This window comes from Streptomyces angustmyceticus, assembly GCF_040701845.1.
In the GTDB taxonomy this organism is placed as follows: Bacteria; Actinomycetota; Actinomycetes; order Streptomycetales; family Streptomycetaceae; genus Streptomyces; species Streptomyces angustmyceticus_A.
In genome coordinates this window covers 177,208-194,470 of the sequence record NZ_JBFBHQ010000008.1, presented here as the reverse complement: position 1 = coordinate 194,470, position 17,263 = coordinate 177,208, and the positions used below count along the sequence as shown (strand labels likewise).

The 17,263-nt window shown below is 71.1% G+C and carries 14 protein-coding genes; 6 read left to right on the top strand and 8 right to left on the bottom strand.

The window, feature by feature from the left end; translation table 11 throughout:
- The first annotated feature begins 25 nt into the window (after nt 1–25).
- Both AB0411_RS20295 and cimA read left to right on the top strand, forming a co-directional pair.
- Complete coding sequence (locus tag AB0411_RS20295; RefSeq protein ID WP_366418653.1) at nt 26–1,345, top strand: MFS transporter; 1,320 nt, start codon at nt 26–28, stop codon at nt 1,343–1,345.
- Nucleotides 1,346–1,627: 282 nt separating this feature from the next.
- On the top strand, nt 1,628–3,250 hold the full coding sequence (gene cimA, locus AB0411_RS20290; protein ID WP_366418652.1) for a citramalate synthase: 1,623 nt from the start codon (nt 1,628–1,630) through the stop codon (nt 3,248–3,250).
- A gap of 88 nt (nt 3,251–3,338) precedes the next feature.
- Here cimA and AB0411_RS20285 read toward each other — a convergent pair whose 3' ends face one another.
- The gene (locus AB0411_RS20285; RefSeq protein WP_366418651.1) at nt 3,339–3,974 is read right to left on the bottom strand and encodes a YceI family protein; all 636 of its coding nucleotides are present in this window, start codon (nt 3,972–3,974) and stop codon (nt 3,339–3,341) included.
- A gap of 242 nt (nt 3,975–4,216) precedes the next feature.
- Here AB0411_RS20285 and AB0411_RS20280 point away from each other — a divergent pair, with 242 nt between their 5' ends.
- From AB0411_RS20280 to AB0411_RS20265, 4 genes are all read left to right on the top strand, one after another.
- A complete protein-coding gene (locus AB0411_RS20280; protein WP_366418650.1) occupies nt 4,217–6,643 on the top strand; it encodes a polysaccharide lyase 8 family protein in 2,427 nt (808 codons plus the stop codon).
- A gap of 218 nt (nt 6,644–6,861) precedes the next feature.
- Nucleotides 6,862–8,445: an acyl-CoA carboxylase subunit beta gene (locus AB0411_RS20275; RefSeq protein WP_366418649.1), complete on the top strand. Its 1,584-nt coding sequence runs from the start codon at nt 6,862–6,864 to the stop codon at nt 8,443–8,445.
- Nucleotides 8,446–8,500: 55 nt separating this feature from the next.
- Entirely contained in the window at nt 8,501–8,707 is a 207-nt protein-coding gene (locus tag AB0411_RS20270) for an acyl-CoA carboxylase epsilon subunit (protein WP_366418648.1), read from the top strand.
- Between the two features lie 1,105 nt (nt 8,708–9,812).
- On the top strand, nt 9,813–10,469 hold the full coding sequence (locus AB0411_RS20265) for a DUF4360 domain-containing protein (RefSeq protein ID WP_159469792.1): 657 nt from the start codon (nt 9,813–9,815) through the stop codon (nt 10,467–10,469).
- 148 nt (nt 10,470–10,617) lie between these two features.
- Here AB0411_RS20265 and AB0411_RS20260 read toward each other — a convergent pair whose 3' ends face one another.
- The 7 genes from AB0411_RS20260 to AB0411_RS20230 all read right to left on the bottom strand — a co-directional run bounded on the left by AB0411_RS20260 (nt 10,618) and on the right by AB0411_RS20230 (nt 17,258).
- Nucleotides 10,618–11,196, bottom strand: coding sequence for a GTP-binding protein (locus AB0411_RS20260; protein WP_073447656.1), 579 nt, complete (start codon nt 11,194–11,196; stop codon nt 10,618–10,620).
- Nucleotides 11,177–11,767, bottom strand: coding sequence for a DUF742 domain-containing protein (locus AB0411_RS20255; protein ID WP_374210859.1), 591 nt, complete (start codon nt 11,765–11,767; stop codon nt 11,177–11,179). The genes AB0411_RS20260 and AB0411_RS20255 overlap by 20 nt, the downstream gene beginning before the upstream one ends.
- Nucleotides 11,768–11,851: 84 nt before the next feature.
- Nucleotides 11,852–12,265 (bottom strand): roadblock/LC7 domain-containing protein, encoded by a 414-nt coding sequence (locus AB0411_RS20250; protein WP_018087204.1) that lies wholly within the window; start codon nt 12,263–12,265, stop codon nt 11,852–11,854.
- A gap of 10 nt (nt 12,266–12,275) precedes the next feature.
- The gene (locus AB0411_RS20245) at nt 12,276–15,362 is read right to left on the bottom strand and encodes a sensor histidine kinase (RefSeq protein WP_366418647.1); all 3,087 of its coding nucleotides are present in this window, start codon (nt 15,360–15,362) and stop codon (nt 12,276–12,278) included.
- 399 nt (nt 15,363–15,761) lie between these two features.
- On the bottom strand, nt 15,762–16,352 hold the full coding sequence (locus tag AB0411_RS20240; protein ID WP_366418646.1) for a GTP-binding protein: 591 nt from the start codon (nt 16,350–16,352) through the stop codon (nt 15,762–15,764).
- Nucleotides 16,333–16,743 carry a DUF742 domain-containing protein gene (locus AB0411_RS20235; RefSeq protein WP_042149221.1) on the bottom strand — a complete coding sequence of 137 codons (411 nt, stop codon included), beginning with the start codon at nt 16,741–16,743 and terminating at the stop codon, nt 16,333–16,335. The genes AB0411_RS20240 and AB0411_RS20235 overlap by 20 nt, the downstream gene beginning before the upstream one ends.
- Nucleotides 16,744–16,844: 101 nt before the next feature.
- On the bottom strand, nt 16,845–17,258 hold the full coding sequence (locus AB0411_RS20230) for a roadblock/LC7 domain-containing protein (RefSeq protein ID WP_018087200.1): 414 nt from the start codon (nt 17,256–17,258) through the stop codon (nt 16,845–16,847).
- Between the last annotated feature and the right edge of the window lie 5 nt (nt 17,259–17,263).

Below are 17,263 nucleotides of genomic sequence, written 5' to 3'. Positions count from 1 at the left end.
CGCCGGTCCGCGACCGTGAGCGGCTATGGGACGAGAGCAATGGAAGAAGATCTGGGTCGGCTCGGCCGGCAACATGGTCGAGTGGTTCGACTGGTTCGTCTATGCGAGCTTCGCGGTCTATTTCGCGGATTCGTTCTTCCCGAAGGGGAACGACACCGCGAACCTCATGAACACCATGGGGATCTTCGCCGTGGGCTTCTTCATGCGACCGGTGGGCGGCTGGGTGCTCGGCCGGGTCGGTGACCGCAGGGGCCGCAAGGCCGCGCTCACGCTGACCGTCACGCTGATGTCCGCCTCGGCGATCCTGATCGCCGTCGCGCCCACCTACGGGGCCGCGGGCTACGGCGGGGTGGCCGTGCTGCTCCTCGCCCGGATGCTCCAGGGGCTCTCGGTCGGCGGGGAGTACGCGGCCAGCGCCACCTACCTCACCGAGGCCTCCGCGCCCGGACAGCGCGGGTTCGCCTCCAGCTTCCAGTACGTGTCCATGACCGCGGGCCAGCTGCTCGGCCTCGGCCTGCAGATCGTGCTCCAGCGGACCCTGTCCGAGGACGCGCTGCACAGCTGGGCCTGGCGGATCCCGTTCATCATCGGCGCGCTGGGCGCCGCGATCGTCTTCTACCTGCGCCGCAACATGCTGGAGACCGAGGTCTACGCCGAGGACGAGGGCGCCCACGCCGACCCCGCCCGCGGCACCCTCAAGGCGCTGCTGGCCCACAAGCGCGAGGCGTTCTTGGTCATCGCGCTCACCATGGGCGGCACGGTCGCGTACTACACGTACACCACCTACCTCACCAAGTACCTCTCGGGCAGCGCCGGACTGTCCAAGCCGACCGCCTCGCTGGTCAGTTTCTGCGCGCTGTTCCTCTTCATGTGCCTGCAGCCGCTGGCGGGCAAGCTCTCCGACCGGATCGGCCGCCGTCCGCTGCTGATCACCTTCGCGGTCGGCTCGACCTTCCTGACCGTGCCGATCATGACGCTGCTCAAGCACGCCGGCAGCTTCTGGCCGGCCCTCGGGCTCTCGCTGCTGGCGCTGGTCGTCGTCACCGGCTACACCTCGATCAACGCCTGTGTGAAGGCCGAGCTCTTCCCGACCGGCATCCGGGCGCTGGGTGTCGCCCTGCCGTACGCCATCGCCAACGCGCTGTTCGGCGGCACCGCGGAGTACGTCGCCCTGTGGTTCAAGGAGGGCGGCATCGAGTCCGGCTACTACTGGTACGTCGCCGGCTGCGCCGCGGTCTCGCTGGTCGTCTACGTCACGATGCGCGAGACCCGGTCCATCGATCTGCACCGGGTCGGCAAGCGGGACGCGGGCGAGAGCGGCGAGGCGCGCGTGCTCGCATCCTGAGACGCTACGGGCACGGGCGGTGGTCGTGTGCCAGACTGCCCCCGTGCTCTCGTTCGCCATGATTATTGGCAGCAGGCGCGCCGGTCCGCAGTGACCGCCCCGTACGAACCGAGTACGGCGTGGCCACCGTCGTCCCAGACCCGCGCGCAGACCTCTCGCACCCGCGAGGGGTTTTTTCGTTTCCGGCCCACCTCTCGCCGGAGGCGGAGCGCGAGGGACCATGGAGGGACGGTGGAACCGGTTATTCCGGTAGACCGAGATCCCGACAGGAGCCAGACCAGCATGACGGACGAACCCCAAGCCCACCCGGCCGACGCGGTGTCCGACGACTTCCACGTCTTCGACACCACGCTCCGCGACGGCGCGCAGCGCGAGGGCATCAACCTCACCGTCGCCGACAAGCTGACCATCGCCCGGCACCTCGACGAGTTCGGCGTGGGCTTCATCGAGGGCGGCTGGCCCGGCGCCAACCCACGGGACACCGAGTTCTTCGAACGGGCCCGCGCGGAGATCGACTTCCGGCACGCGCAGTTGGTCGCCTTCGGCGCCACCCGCAAGGCGGGCGTCCGGGTCGAGGACGATCCGCAGGTCGCCGCGCTCCTCGACTCCCGGGCGCCGGTCATCACGCTGGTCGCCAAGTCCCACACGGGCCATGTGGAGCTGGCGCTGCGGACCACGCCCGAGGAGAACCTCGCGATGATCCGGGACACCGTCGCCCACCTGCGGGCCCACGGCCGCCGGGTCTTCCTCGACTGCGAGCACTTCTTCGACGGCTACGCCCTGGACCCGGTCTACGCCAAGGAGGTCGTCCGCACCGCGAGCGCGGCCGGCGCCGATGTCGTGGTGCTCTGCGACACCAACGGCGGCATGCTGCCCGCGCAGGTCACCGCCGTCGTCCGGACCGTCCTCGCGGACACCGGCGCGCGCCTGGGCATCCACGCCCAGGACGACACCGGCTGCGCGGTCGCCAACACCCTGGCCGCGGTGGACGCCGGCGCCACCCACGTCCAGTGCACCGCCAACGGCTACGGCGAGCGGGTCGGCAACTCCAACCTCTTCCCGGTCGTCGCCGCCCTGGAGCTCAAGTACGGGCGCCCGGTGCTGCCCGAGGGCAAGCTCGCCGAGACGACCCGGATCTCGCACGCCATCGCCGAGGTCGTCAACCTCACCCCGTCCACCCACCAGCCCTACGTCGGTGTCTCCGCCTTCGCCCACAAGGCCGGCCTGCACGCCTCCGCGATCAAGGTCGACCCGGACCTCTACCAGCACATCGACCCGGCGCAGGTCGGCAACACCATGCGGATGCTGGTCTCCGACATGGCGGGGCGGGCGTCCATCGAGCTCAAGGGCAAGGAGCTCGGCGTCGACCTCGGCGAGGACCGCGAGCTGATCGGCCGGGTCGTCGACCGGGTCAAGGAACGCGAACTGGCGGGCTACACCTACGAGGCCGCCGACGCCTCCTTCGAGCTGCTGCTGCGCGCCGAGGTCGAGGGCCGGCCGCGCCGCTACTTCACCGTCGAGTCCTGGCGGGCGATCGTCGAGGACCGCCCGGACGGCACGCACGCCAACGAGGCGACCGTGAAGCTGTGGGCCAAGGGCGAGCGGATCGTCACCACCGCCGAGGGCAACGGCCCGGTCAACGCGCTGGACCGGGCGCTGCGGGTCGGCCTGGAGCGGATCTATCCGCAACTGGCCCACATGGAGCTGGTCGACTACAAGGTCCGCATCCTGGAGGGCGCCCTGGGCACCGGCTCCATCACCCGGGTGCTGGTCTCCACCAGCGACGGCCGGGGCGAGTGGTCCACGGTCGGCGTCGCGGAGAACGTCATCGCCGCGTCCTGGCAGGCACTGGACGACGCGTACGCCTACGGACTGCTGCGGGCCGGGGTCGAGCCGCAGGAGTGAGCGCCGCGGCAGCGGCACGACCGCGGCCCCGCACGGCCCTCGGGGGAGAGGCGTGCGGGGCCGCGGTCGTACGGCGGGGCATACGGGGTCAGGCCTGCGGGGCGGCCTTGACGGCGGAGATGTCGAAGACGAGCTTGACCTTGTCGCTGACCATCACCCCGCCGGTCTCCAGCGCGGCGTTCCAGGTCAGGCCCCAGTCGGAGCGCAGGATCTCGGCGCTGCCCTCGAAGCCGACCCGCTCGGCGCCGTAGACGTCGGTGGCCGCGCCGTGGAACTCCAGGTCGATGGTGAGCGGCTTGGTGACGTCGCGGAGGGTCAGGTCCCCGGTGATGCGGTAGCGGTCGCCGGCGACGCGCTCGGCGGCGGTGCTGCGGAAGGTCATCAGCGGGAAGGCCTCGGCGTCGAAGAAGTCGGCGCTGCGCAGGTGGCCGTCGCGGTCCGCGATCCCGGTGTCGATGCTGGCGATCGTGACGTCGAGGGACGCGGTGGAGCGGGACGGGTCGGCGCCGTCGAGGTGGAGGGCGCCCTCGTACTCCCCGAACGTGCCGCGGACGTTGGTGACCATGGCGTGGCGGACCGTGAAGCCGATGCTGCTGTGGGCCGGGTCGATGGTGTAGTCGCCGGTCAGCGCTGCGAGGGCGGGGTCGGCGTCGAGGACGGCAGCGGTGGCGGGGGCGGTGGTGTCGCCGGTGTCGGCGGTGCGCTTGCGGTGGAACAGAGCCATGGCTCCTCCTCGAAGACGGCGCACCGGACGGGTGCGCAGGTTTGGTTTAAGCTTCAACGAGATTCACCGTAACGCCATCTGGTTCAACATTCAACCTCTCTCCTCGGGCGGGCTCCGCCGAGCGGGTGGCCGACGGCGTTGCGGCGCGGTCATTGCCGCCCTCCGGCGGCTCGTGCTAGACCATCGGGAACTCCCAAGTGCGCAGCGCCACACCCCAGTTGACGCCATGGAGAGGACCGACCGTGCCGCCTTTCCCCGCCACGTCCGTCTGGTCACGCCGAGGATTCCTCGCCACCGCCACCGCGAGCGCACTCGGCCTCGCCGCCCGCCCCGCCGGCGCCGCCCCCGGCCCGGCCCTCCCTCCCGGGGACGCCTTCACCGCCCTGCGCGGCCGCTGGTGCGAACTCACCCTCGGCAGCGGCTTCGATCCCGCCGCCCCGCCGTACGCCGCCGCCCTCAAGGAGACCGGCGACCTCGCCGGCGCCTTCCGGGCGGGCATGCGGCCGGCCGCCGGGTCCCTCTGGCCGGACTGCCGCTACGACCCGCCGTCCGGGATCACCCGGAGCTACGGCCGGCTCGCCACCATGGCGCAGGCCTGCGCCCAGCCCGGCACCGGCCGCACCGGCGACCCCGGCCTCGCCGAGGCCGTCCGCACGGGGCTCGACCACCTCGAAGTCACCGTCTACAACACTGCCACCGCCCGCTACGGCAACTGGTGGGAGTGGCAGATCGGCAGCCCCAGACTCCTCCTCGACACCCTCGCGATCCTCGACGACCGGCTGCCCGGCGGCCTCGACGACGGCCTGCGCGAGCGCTGCCTGGCCGCTGTCGACCACTTCGTCCCCGACGCCATGCTCGGCGACTACACCGGGACCAGCACCGGCGCCAACCGCGTCGACCTGTGCCGGGTGGTCGCGCTGCGCGGCATCGTCGGCCGCGCCCCCGCCAAGATCGCCCTGGCCCGCGACGCCCTCTCACCGGTCTTCCCCTACGTCACCCACGGCGACGGCCTCTACGCCGACGGCTCCTTCGTCCAGCACACCTGGGTCGCCTACTCCGGCACCTACGGCTACGTCCTGCTGGACGGCCTGGGCCGGCTGTTCACCCTGCTGGGCGGCTCGCCCTGGCAGGTCACCGACCCGGCACGGCAGATCGTCCTCGACAGCGTCGAGCACGCCTACGCCCCGCTGCTGCACAACGGCCTGATGATGGACAGCGTCAACGGCCGGGCCGTCAGCCGCGGCTACCTCCGCGGCGACGAGCGGCACATCCTGCGCAGCGACCACTACCACGGCCATGCGCTGATCGCCGCGATCGCGGTGCTCGCCCAGGCCGCGAGCACCGCCGAACGGGACCGCTGGCACGCCATGATCAAGGGCTGGGCCGCCCGCGACCGCACCCTGCCGGTCCTCACCGACCGGCAGTACACGGTCGCCGACCTCGCCCGGCTCAGGACGATCGCCGACGGGCCCGCGGCCACCGCCCCCGAACCCGTCGGCCACCGGCTGTTCCCCGCCATGGACCGCGCCGTGCACCGCCGCCCCGGCTGGGCCGCCGGCCTGGCCATGGCCTCCGACCGCATCACCTACTACGAGAACGGCAACGGCGAGAACCCGCGCGGCTGGCACACCGGCGCCGGCATGGTCTATTGGTGGGGCGCCGACTTCGGGGGCGACCAGTACACCGATGCCTTCTGGCCCACCGTCGACCCCTACCGGCTCCCCGGGACGACCGTGTCCACCAAGCGGCTGGCCGACAACGAGGGAGGCGGCTGGGGCGAGCCCAAACCCGCCGCGCGCTGGGTCGGCGGCACCACCGACGGGGAGTTCGCCGCCCTCGGCCAGGACCTGCGCGGACTGGCCTCCACCCTCACCGCCAGGAAATCCTGGTTCGCGCTCGCCGACTGCCTCGTCTGCCTGGGCGCCGGCATCACCTCGCGCGACGGGGTGCCGGCCGAGACCGTCGTCGACAACCGCTGCCTGGGCGAGCGGGGCACCGCCGCGCTCACCGTCGACGGCGTACGCCGGCCCGGCACGCTCGGCGTGACCACCTCCTTCCGCCGCGCCCACTGGGCCCACCTCGCCGGGCACGGCGGCTACGTCTTCCCCGGCGGCGCACCCCTGACCGTGCTGCGCGAGGCCCGCACCGGCTCCTGGCACGACATCAACACGACCTCCTCCACCGAGCCCTTCACCCGCCGCTACCTCACCCTCTGGCACGACCACGGCACCGACCCGCTCGACGCCCGCTACTGCTACCTCCTCATGCCGGGCGCCGGCCCCCGCACCCTCGCCGCCCGCGCCGCCGACCGGCGCTGGCTGACCGTGCTCGCCAACGACGCCGGCCGCCAGGCGGTCGCCGTCGACCCGCTCGGCGTAACGGCCGCCAACTTCTGGCGGGCGGGCAGCGCGGGGCCGCTCACCAGCAGCGGACCGGTGAGCGTGCTGGTCAGAGAGCGCCGCGGACGGCGGCGGCCGACGGTACGGCTGTGCCTCGCCGCCCCCGAGCGCACCGGCGAACCGCTGGAGATCACCTGGTCACGGCCGGTGCGCACGGTGCTCGCCCACGATCCGGCGATCGAGGTGCTGGCCACCGGCCGCGCCCTGCGGCTGCGGCTGGCCCCCGGTACCGACTGCGCCACCCACACCTGCACGGTACGGCCGGGCTGACCGGCCCCGGCGGCCCCGCCGGGCCACCGGTCACGACAACGGCAGTCGGCTCCTCTTTGTCGGCCCCATACAGTCGCGGGGCGGCGCGGCCACCCGAACGGACGCCGCGGCGCGGGGCCCGTGCAGCACGGTTCTGTACTGCCTGCCCACCAAATCGCATGCGACGTTGTACGAAACCGACATCGGTGCGGGACGCCCCGCGCACGTACCGTCGATACATGACCACTGTCGAAGATCTGCCCGCCGGCGCCAACGACGCCCGCGGGCGCGTCGCCGAGCTGCACGCCATCCGCGAGCAGGTCCGGCGAGGACCCAGCGAGCGGGCGACCGAAGCGCAGCGTGCCAAGGGCAAGCTGACGGCGCGCGAGCGGATCGAGCTGCTGCTGGACGAGGGTTCGTTCAACGAGGTCGAGCCGCTGCGGCGGCACCGGGCGACGGGCTTCGGCCTGGAGGCCAAGAAGCCCTACACCGACGGCGTGATCACCGGCTGGGGCACCGTGCACGGCCGGACCGTGTTCACCTATGCCCACGACTTCCGGATCTTCGGCGGCGCGCTGGGCGAGGCCCACGCCACCAAGATCCACAAGATCATGGACATGGCGATCCAGGCCGGTGCGCCGCTGGTGTCGCTGAACGACGGCGCCGGTGCCCGTATCCAGGAGGGCGTCTCCGCGCTCGCCGGCTACGGCGGCATCTTCCAGCGCAACACCAAGGCCTCCGGCGTCATCCCGCAGATCTCCGTCATGCTCGGCCCCTGCGCCGGCGGCGCCGCCTACTCCCCGGCCCTGACGGACTTCGTGTTCATGGTCCGAGAGACCTCGCAGATGTTCATCACCGGCCCCGACGTGGTGCGCGCGGTGACCGGCGAGGAGATCACCCAGAACGGCCTGGGCGGCGCCGACGTGCACGCCGAGACCTCGGGCGTCGCCCACTTCGCGTACGACGACGAGGCCACCTGCCTGGAAGAGGTCCGCTACCTCCTCTCGCTGCTGCCGGCGAACAACCGGGAGAACCCGCCGTCGGTGCCCAGCGAGGACCCCGCGGACCGCTCCGGCGACGCCCTGCTGGACCTCGTCCCGGCCGACGGCAACCGCCCGTACGACATGCGCAAGGTGATCGAGGAGATCGTCGACGACGGCGAGTTCCTGGAGGTCCACGAGCGCTGGGCGACCAACATCATCTGCGCGCTGTCCCGGCTCGACGGCCGCGTCGTCGGCATCATCGCCAACCAGCCGCAGTCGCTGGCCGGCGTGCTGGACATCGAGGCGTCCGAGAAGGCCGCCCGCTTCGTCCAGATGTGCGACGCCTTCAACATCCCGATCGTCACCCTGCTGGACGTCCCCGGCTTCCTGCCCGGCGTCGACCAGGAGCACGGCGGCATCATCCGGCACGGCGCCAAGCTGCTCTACGCGTACTGCAACGCCACCGTGCCGCGGATCTCGCTGGTCCTGCGCAAGGCCTACGGCGGCGCCTACATCGTCATGGACTCGCAGTCCATCGGCGCGGACCTGACCTACGCCTGGCCCACCAATGAGATCGCCGTGATGGGCGCCGAGGGCGCCGCCAACGTCATCTTCCGCAAGCAGATCGCCGAGGCGGACGACGCCGAGGCCATGCGGGTGCGCATGGTCAAGGAGTACAAGTCCGAGCTGATGCACCCCTACTACGCGGCCGAGCGCGGCCTGGTCGACGACGTCATCGACCCCGCCGAAACCCGCCACACGCTCATCCGCGCCCTGGAGATGCTGCGCACCAAGCATGCGGACCTGCCCGCCCGCAAGCACGGCAACCCGCCCCAGTAACCACCCCCGCACCCGCACCCGGCACTACGCCCACCGCGACGACGGAGACCACACCGTGAATTCTGCCCACCGCACCGACTCCATCCGCGTGGAGAAGGGCCAGGCCAGCGAGGAAGAACTCGCCGCCCTGACCGCCGTCCTCCTGGCCCGCGCCGCCCACCGGCCGACCGCCGCCCCGGCCCGACCCCACGCCACCGCCGCCCGCTGGCGCCGCCTGGAGCGGCAGAGCGGCTTCCACGGAGCGACCAGCTGGCAGCGGTGACGCTTCGCTGATGCCGCCGACGAGGGACCCCGCGGGTGCGGGGTCCCTCGTTTTTCGGCGTGTGTCTGCGGGTGCGTTGTGGCTGGGCGCGCAGTTCCCCGCGCCCCTTTTGGGGCCGTTGTGCCGGGCCTCGGTGGCGTCGGTTGGCCCGTGGGGGTTTGTACGGGGTGGCCCGTGTGTGCCGTGGCTGGTTGGTGGCGGCCGGGGCTTTGCGGGGTCGGTGGTTGCCGCGGAGGTCGGAGGGGACGCACCGGCACCCTCCCCCAGCCTTCGGCCGGGAGGTGCCCCCACGGCGCGGGCGGCCCTGGTACGTGGCACAGAATCGCCCGGCGTTCGCTCCGGTCCTGCGGGCGGGTCCCGGTACATCCCCTCCGACCTACGCCCGTTGCCGACCGCGACCCGGTGACACCGTTCCTCACCGATCCACGCGTCGGCCCCGGCCAAGCCTCGCCCGGAGCAGGCTCGGCCGGATGACGACTCCTCGGCAGCCGGAACCGGCGCGGCTGGCCAGAGCCTTGCCAAGGGGCGGGCTCCCGGTGCCGTAACGGTGATCGGTACGGCGGGAAAGACGCCAACGCGCGGCGGTCGGAGGGGATGTCCGGTGCCCCGCCCGCAGGACCGGAGCGGACGCCGGGCCGGTCTCTCCCACGTACCAGATGCGCCCGCGCCGAGGACGGGGTACCGGGCGTCCCCTCCGACCCACCACCCACGGCGCCTGGGCGAAACGGCCCCAGCCACCGGCAACCCGCACCAAGGCCACGCAGCGAAGCGACCCCGTGCCCGGCCCCAGCCACACACAACGCGCCACCCGACCCGACCGCGAAGCGACCAACGTGCCCGGCCCCGGCCACCGGCAACGCACCACACCCCGTGCCCACATGAGGGATATACCTCCCGAAAGCCCCTGAACCAGCGGGATATGAGGCCTCATCTCTTTTCGGACGTGGTGTTCCGGTTTGGCATGTGGCGTCCGGATCAAGGCGTAGGTTCGCCCCAATCCTGGGGAGCAGAGCTGCGCAAGCCGCCCTCCCCGTGCTGGCATGCGCTCGTCATCCACTCCTGGTGTTCCCGCAGCGCGGGCCTAGGACGACCGGAAGGAAAGCCCATGCTCAGCACGCTCAGTGCTGGTGCCGCAGTGGCATCGTTGCTCCTCGCCGGATCGGCATCCCCCACCACCGCCACCCGCTTCGGCGACGACCCGCCGAGCGGAAAGATCACCATTACCGTCGCCACGGTCAACGGATCGGGCTGCAGACCCGGCAGCGCCGCCGTGGCCATCGCCCCCGACAACACCGCGTTCACCGTCACGTACAGCGAGTACCTCGCCCAGGCGGGCGCCGGCAGCAAGCCGACCGACTCCCGCAAGAACTGCCAGATCGCGCTCAACGTGCACGTCCCGCAGGGCTTCACCTACGCGATAGCCCGCGCCGACTACCGCGGCTACGCCTCCCTGGCCCGGGGGGCCAGAGGGCTGGAGCAGGCGGGCTACTACTTCCAGGGCCAGCAGCAGACGGCCCGTAAGAGCCACACCTTCACCGGCCCCTACGACTCCAACTGGCAGACCTCGGACGAGACCGACGTCGACGCGCTGGTGTACGCCCCCTGCGGCGAGGAGCGCTACTTCAACATCAACACCGAGATGAGGGTGGACGCCAAGTCGGCGGACCCCAAGGCCACCAGCTACATGGCCATGGACTCCACGGACGGCAGCATCAACACGGTCTACCACTTCGCGTGGAAGGAGTGCCCCGCGCGCAAGTGAGCCACGCACGCCGGCCCGGGACCCGTACAGCGCCGCGTACGGGCCCCGGGCCGGGCACGACGAAGGCCCCCGCACCGCAGTGGTGTGGGGGCCTTTCGTCGTACGGCGCGTGCGGGCACGGGGAGCCCGGACGCGTCCCGTGGGCCGTCTAGCGCAGCCGCGCCATCAGGGCGTGCTCCACGAGCGTGATGAGCGCGCTCTTGGCCTCGCTGCGGTGCCGGGCGTCGGTGGTGATGATCGGCGCGTCGGGACCGATCTGGAGCGCCTCGCGCACCTCGTCGGGCGTGTACGGCTGGTGGCCGTCGAAGCCGTTGAGGGCGATGACGAACGGCAGGCCGCTGTTCTCGAAGTAGTCGACCGCGGGGAAGCAGTCGGCGAGCCGGCGGGTGTCGACCAGCACCACGGCGCCGATGGCGCCGCGGACCAGGTCGTCCCACATGAACCAGAAGCGGTCCTGGCCCGGCGTACCGAAGAGGTACAGGATCAGGTCCTGGTCCAGCGTGATCCGGCCGAAGTCCATCGCCACGGTCGTGGTCGTCTTGTCCGGCGCGTGCGTGAGGTCGTCGATCCCCGCCGAGGCGGAGGTCATCACGGCTTCGGTACGCAGCGGATTGATCTCTGAGACGGCCCCGACGAACGTGGTCTTGCCCACGCCGAAGCCGCCCGCCACCACGATTTTCGCGGAGGTGGTGGAGCGGGCTGCACCGCTAGAGCTTGCGAAGTCCACTGAGCACCCTTTCGAGCAGTGTCACATCTGGCTGTCCGCCGGCGGTCTCGTCCCCGCCGGGCTGATGGATGGCGACGAGTCCGGCCTCGGCCAGGTCGGCGACGAGGATCCGGGCGACGCCGAGGGGGATGGAGAGAAGCGCGGAGATCTCGGCTACTGACTTGATCTCGCGGCAGAGGTGGCAGATGCGCTGGTGCTCCGGCAGCTGGCCCTGCATCTTCGCGGGGTCGGCGGTCGTGCTGACCAGTGCCTCGATGGCGAGCTGGTAGCGCGGCCTGGTCCGGCCTCCGGTCATGGCGTACGGGCGCACGAGCGGGTTGTTCGCGCCCGTGGGGGCGGGCTCGGGAGCGCGCCGCTGCGGCTGCACCGGCTGGATGCGCGGTGCCTGCGGCTGGTCGTACACCGACGGCTCGTACGGCTGGGAGTCGTACGGCCGTGGCTGCTGCTGCGGGGGCCGCTGCGGCCGGCGGCTCGGCGCAGACGGGAAGTTGAAGCGGTTGTTATGGGTCTCGCCCACAGGCCCGGACTCCTGCCCGGAACCATACGGGTATCCGCTCGGGGGCGTTGCCACGTCTCCTCCTCCAACTTGCCTGTCTGACGCCGGTCGCGCCACCGAACCATAAGGCGCGGTGGCGGGAAACGCACTGCCTGTCTTTTAGTTGAGAAGGCTGCCCTGCAGTTCGGCGCGCAGATCCGGCGTCAGTACCGTGCCCGCGCGGTCGACCAGCAGGGCCATCTCGTAGCCGACCAGGCCGATGTCGCACTCGGGGTGTGCGAGCACGGCCAGCGACGATCCGTCCGAGACGGACATGATGAAGAGGAAGCCGCGCTCCATCTCCACCACGGTCTGGTTGACGCTCCCGCCCTCGAAGATGCGGGAAGCGCCGGAGGTCAGCGAGGTGAGGCCGGAGGCCACCGCCGCCAACTGATCGGCTCTGTCACGAGGGAAACCCTCGGACATGGCGAGGAGCAGCCCGTCCGCGGAGACCACGACCGTGTGGGACACCCCGGGGGTGTTGTCCACGAAGTTGGTGATCAACCAGTTCAGATTCTGCGCCGCCTGGCTCATCGGGCTCACACTAACGCTCCTGATCGTAGGTGCTGCCGGGGCCGTAGCCCTGTTGGTCATTCTGGGGGACCCCGGAGGGGTCCGTGCCGACGTTGCGTCCCTGCTGGACACCGCGGCGCAGGTTACTCAGCCTGCCGCGGACGTCCTCCGGGGCGCGGGAGACCTGGGGGCCGCCCTGCGGCGTCTGCTCCGCGGCACCTTCGACCAGGTTGGCCTTGGGCACCCGCCGGGGGAGACCGGAGGAGGTGACTCCGCCCGCCTTCGGCTCGCGAAGCCGCTCCGCCCTCTCCCAGCGATCGTCGTTGGAGCTGCGCCAGTCGGAGCCGTCCTGGCCGGTCTCCGGCGTGCTCCCCTGCTGCTGCACCTGCGGTGCCTGCTGGTCGCGGCCTCCGCGGCGCGGAAGGCCGGCGTCCGTCAGCGAGGGGGCGTCGCTCGGTGTGGGGCCCGGACGCTCGAATGGTACGCGCTCGGGGGCGTCAGCGGGAGCGGCAGTTGTATTCCGGTCGGATTCCGCTTCGGTCCCGAAGTAGCCCTCGAATGCCGGGCGTTCGGCCCATTCGTCCGGCTGTGCCGGTTCGTGGGAGACAAAGGGCTGCTGGCCCGTGGTCTCCGCGAAGCCCTGCTCGCCGAACGCCTGCCCGCCGTGGGACCGGTCGTCGTAGAGCGGTTGATCGGCTTCCGCATATGCCTGGGCCGGGTAGTCCTGGTAGCCACCGCCGGCCGGCGCCTCGTCACGGAAGAGCGGACGCTCGGCCTCCTGGTAGTCGGCGGCCTGCTCACCGCCCGCCTGTGCCTCCAGCGCGGCCCGGCGCTCCTCGCGGAGCAGCGAGCGGCCCATCATGTCCAGGTCCGCGCCGTCGTTACGGCCGTAGCGGCTGTCGTCGAAACCCAGCTCGGCGGCGGTGCGCTGATGGGTCTCGAACGAGGGCTGCTGGTGTTCCGGAACAATCCGGGAGACCGTGAAGTCGTCGTCGAACTGCTCCTCGCCGCCACCACCGTGGGTGATCGCCTCGGGCAGCATGACCAGCGACGTGGTGCCCGCCTGCTCGCCGGAGGGGCGCAGCTGCACCCGGATGCCGTGCCGGTCGGCCAGCCGGCCGACCACGAACAGGCCCATGCGCTGGGAGATCGCGGCGTCCACGCTCGGCGGGTTGGCCAGCTTGTGGTTGATGTCCGCGAAGTCCTCGGGGGTGAGCCCGATGCCCTTGTCGTGGATCTCGATCATCACCCGGCCGTCGGGCAGCCGGGTCGCGGCGACCCGCACCTTGGTCTGCGGCGAGGAGAACGTGGTGGCGTTCTCCAGCAGCTCGGAGAGCAGGTGCACGAGGTCGGTCACGGCGGTGCCGTGGATCTCGCTCTCGGGGACGCCGGTGAGTTCTATTCGCTCGTACGACTCGACCTCGGAGGTCGCCGCCCGCAGGACGTCGACCAGCGGCACCGGCTGGTTCCAGCGGCGGCCGGGCTCCTCGCCCGCGAGGATGAGGAGGTTCTCGCCGTTGCGCCGCATACGCGTGGCGAGGTGGTCGAGCCGGAAGAGGTTCTCCAGCTGGTCCGGGTCCGCCTCGTTGTTCTCCAGGTCGGTGATCAGCTCCAGCTGGCGCTCGATCAGACCCTGGTTGCGGCTGGAGAGGTTGGTGAAGATCGCGTTGACGTTGCCCCGCAGCAGCGCCTGCTCGGCGGCGAGCCGGACGGCCTCGCGGTGCACCTGGTCGAAGGCGCGGGCGACCTCGCCGATCTCGTCGGTGGTGGCGATCGGGATCGGCTGCACCCGGGTGTCGACCCGGCCCGGGTCGGTCCGCGAGAGCTGGTCGACCAGCATCGGCAGCCGCTGCTCGGCGATGCCGAAGGCGGCGGTGCGCAGCTGGCGCATGTTGCGGCTCATCCGGCGGGCCATGAGACCGGCCACGATGAACGCGATGATCAGCGCGGCCAGCACGATGCCGGAGTCGACGAAGGTGGACTGCCGGGCGTCCTCGGAGATCTGGGCCGCCTCGTTCACGGCCTTGTCCGCCAGGTCCTTCTCGATGGACCGGTACATGTCGAACTTGCCGGTCGCGGCCGCGAAGTAGCTGTCCGAGGTGATGCCGCGCACGCCGAGCGTCTCCGGCGCCGCGCCGGTGGCCATCAGCGTGGACATCTGGTCGATCGACGGCGGGGTGCGGAACGGCCGGCCGGCGGCCTGCGCCTGTGCCTTTGCCCGTGCGACCTTCTGCTGGGCGGCCTGCTTGAGCGCCGCGCCGTCCTTGTTCAGCCGCTCGACGTCCTCGGGCGTGCCGCCGGAGGTGTACTCGCCGATGGCGATGCCCTCCAGGTAGCGGTACGACGCGAAGGCGGTCAGCTGCAGCTTGTGCTCCTTGCCGCCCTGCGGGGTGGCGGGGTCGACCAGGAGGTGGGTGCCGATGGAGCGCTCGAGCGACTCGGCGGCCTTTGCCAGTGCGATGGCGTAGACCGTACGGCCGTAGGAGGTGATGTTGCCGGTGCCCAGGCCGAGTTCGTTGGCGAACTCCATCAGCGGGTGCTGGACCTCGACATAGCCCTCTTCGGTCTGCACGCCGTGCAGCCGGGAGGTGTAGGCGACCTGACGCAGCTTCTGGAGCTTGGGCTCGACCTTCTCGAACGCGGCGAGACGGCGGTTGAGGCCCGGCTTGTCCGGAATGGTCTTGGCGGCCTGGTGGAACGCGTCGGCGGCGGCGTCGGTGGTGTCCCGCGCCTGCTGGACGACCGGGTCGTCCTTCTTGCCCTTCAGCAGCGGCGCCGCGGTGCGGTCGCGCTCGTCGATCAGCGCGGTGCTGTAGGAGAGCGCGGCGCGCACCAGCTTCGCGGTGTTCTCCGCGTCCTGCGCTTCCTGCCAGGTGCCGAACGAGCTGTCCACCCGCAGACCGCCGAAGACCAGGGCGAGCAGCACGGGGATCAGCAGAATGGCGTTCAGGCGGGTCGCCACGCGCCAGTTGCGCGGGGAGTACTTGCCGCCACTGACCGGAGGCTTCGCGACCGTGCTTTCGGGCGCGTCGGAAGCCGGTAGGCCACCTCTGGGTGGCGGGGTGAAGTTGCCCCGCCGCGGTTCCTGCGGCTCGGGGCTCGCCTTGCTTCGCCTCACTCGACCAACAACCTCTCGGCGCCGGCACTGATTTGCTGTGCCGTTTCTTCTGGGCGTTCCTACTCCGGAGTTCAGCGAATTTCAGCACGTCAGGGCGGTGCGTTCCAAACACTGGGCAAAGCCGGAGCAGGGCCGAAAGGGCCTGAGATAAAAGGGGCGTTAAGGGCGAGCGACGCCAAAATGCAGGAGATTTGTGAGCGCAGCGAAGCCGGACATGCGCGCGGGGTGTCGAAAGCCCGCTGATTCACTGTCGAAACGTTATGAAGCAAAATTGCAGGCGTGTCGAAGGACACAGATCCACTCGTGGATGCCGGGAACCCGCCCGGGGCAGGGGGGTGCGGCCCCGCCGGTGAAACCGCTGTACGGCCCGCTCCGGATGCCGGGCGGGCCGTCTGGGCCTTACTGCAGCCGCGCCATCAGGGCGTGCTCCACGAGCGTGATGAGCGCGCTCTTGGCCTCGCTGCGGTGCCGGGCGTCGGTGGTGATGATCGGCGCCCCCGGGCCGATCTGCAGCGCCTCGCGCACCTCGTCGGGCGTGTACGGCTGGTGCCCCTCGAAGCCGTTGAGGGCGACGACGAACGGCAGGCCGCTGTTCTCGAAGTAGTCGACCGCGGCGAAGCAGTCGGCGAGCCGGCGGGTGTCGACCAGCACGACCGCGCCGATGGCGCCGCGGACCAGGTCGTCCCACATGAACCAGAAGCGGTCCTGGCCCGGCGTACCGAAGAGGTACAGGATCAGGTCCTGGTCCAGCGTGATCCGGCCGAAGTCCATCGCCACGGTCGTCGTGGTCTTGTCCTGGACGTGGCTGAGGTCGTCGATCCCCGCCGAGGCGGAGGTCATCACGGCCTCCGTGCGCAGCGGGTTGATCTCCGAGACGGCCCCGACGAAGGTGGTCTTGCCCACGCCGAAGCCCCCCGCCACCACGATCTTGGCGGAGGTGGTGGCGCGGGCTCTGTTCCCGTCGGAGCCGTCAGAGCTTGCGAAGTCCACTGAGCACCCTCTCGAGCAAGGTCACGTCCGGCGTGCCGCCGGCTTCACCGCTGCCGCCGGGCTGGTGGATCGCCACCATGCCGGCCTCTGCCAGGTCCGCGACCAGGATCCGCGCCACACCCAGCGGGATGTGCAGCAGTGCGGAGACCTCGGCGACCGACTTCACCTCACGGCACAGGTGGCAGATCCGCTGGTGCTCGGGCAGCAGCCCGGGCAGCTGAGAGGGGTCGGCGGTCGTGCTGACCAGCGCCTCGATGGCGAGCTGGTAGCGCGGCCTGGTCCGGCCTCCGGTCATGGCGTACGGGCGCACCAGCGGCTGGTCACCTTCGTTCCCGTACGGCGCTTGGCTGTAGGCGCCGTACGGGCCGGAAGTGGCAGGTGGCGGGGTCATGGGTCCTCCGGGCGGGACAACTGACTGTCGTCGGGTTGGGCCGGTGGGGGGTGCGGCACATGGATGGTTGGGGCTGGACCAAGCGGCGCTGCGGGCGCCGTTCAGTGCAGCAGGCTGCCCTGCAGTTCGGCGCGGAGGTCGGGCGTCAGGACGGTGCCTGCGCGATCGACCAGGAGCGCCATTTCGTAGCCGACCAGGCCGATGTCGCACTCGGGGTGTGCGAGCACGGCCAGCGACGATCCGTCCGAGACGGACATGATGAAGAGGAACCCTCGCTCCATCTCCACAACGGTCTGGTTGACCGTCCCGCCCTCGAAGATGCGGGACGCGCCGGAGGTCAGCGAGGTCAGGCCGGAGGCCACCGCCGCCAACTGATCGGCACGGTCGCGGGGGAAGCCCTCGGACATGGCGAGGAGCAGTCCGTCCGCGGAGACCACCACCGTGTGCGACACCCCTGGGGTGTTGTCCACGAAGTTGGTGATCAACCAGTTCAGGTTCTGCGCCGCCTGGCTCATCGGAC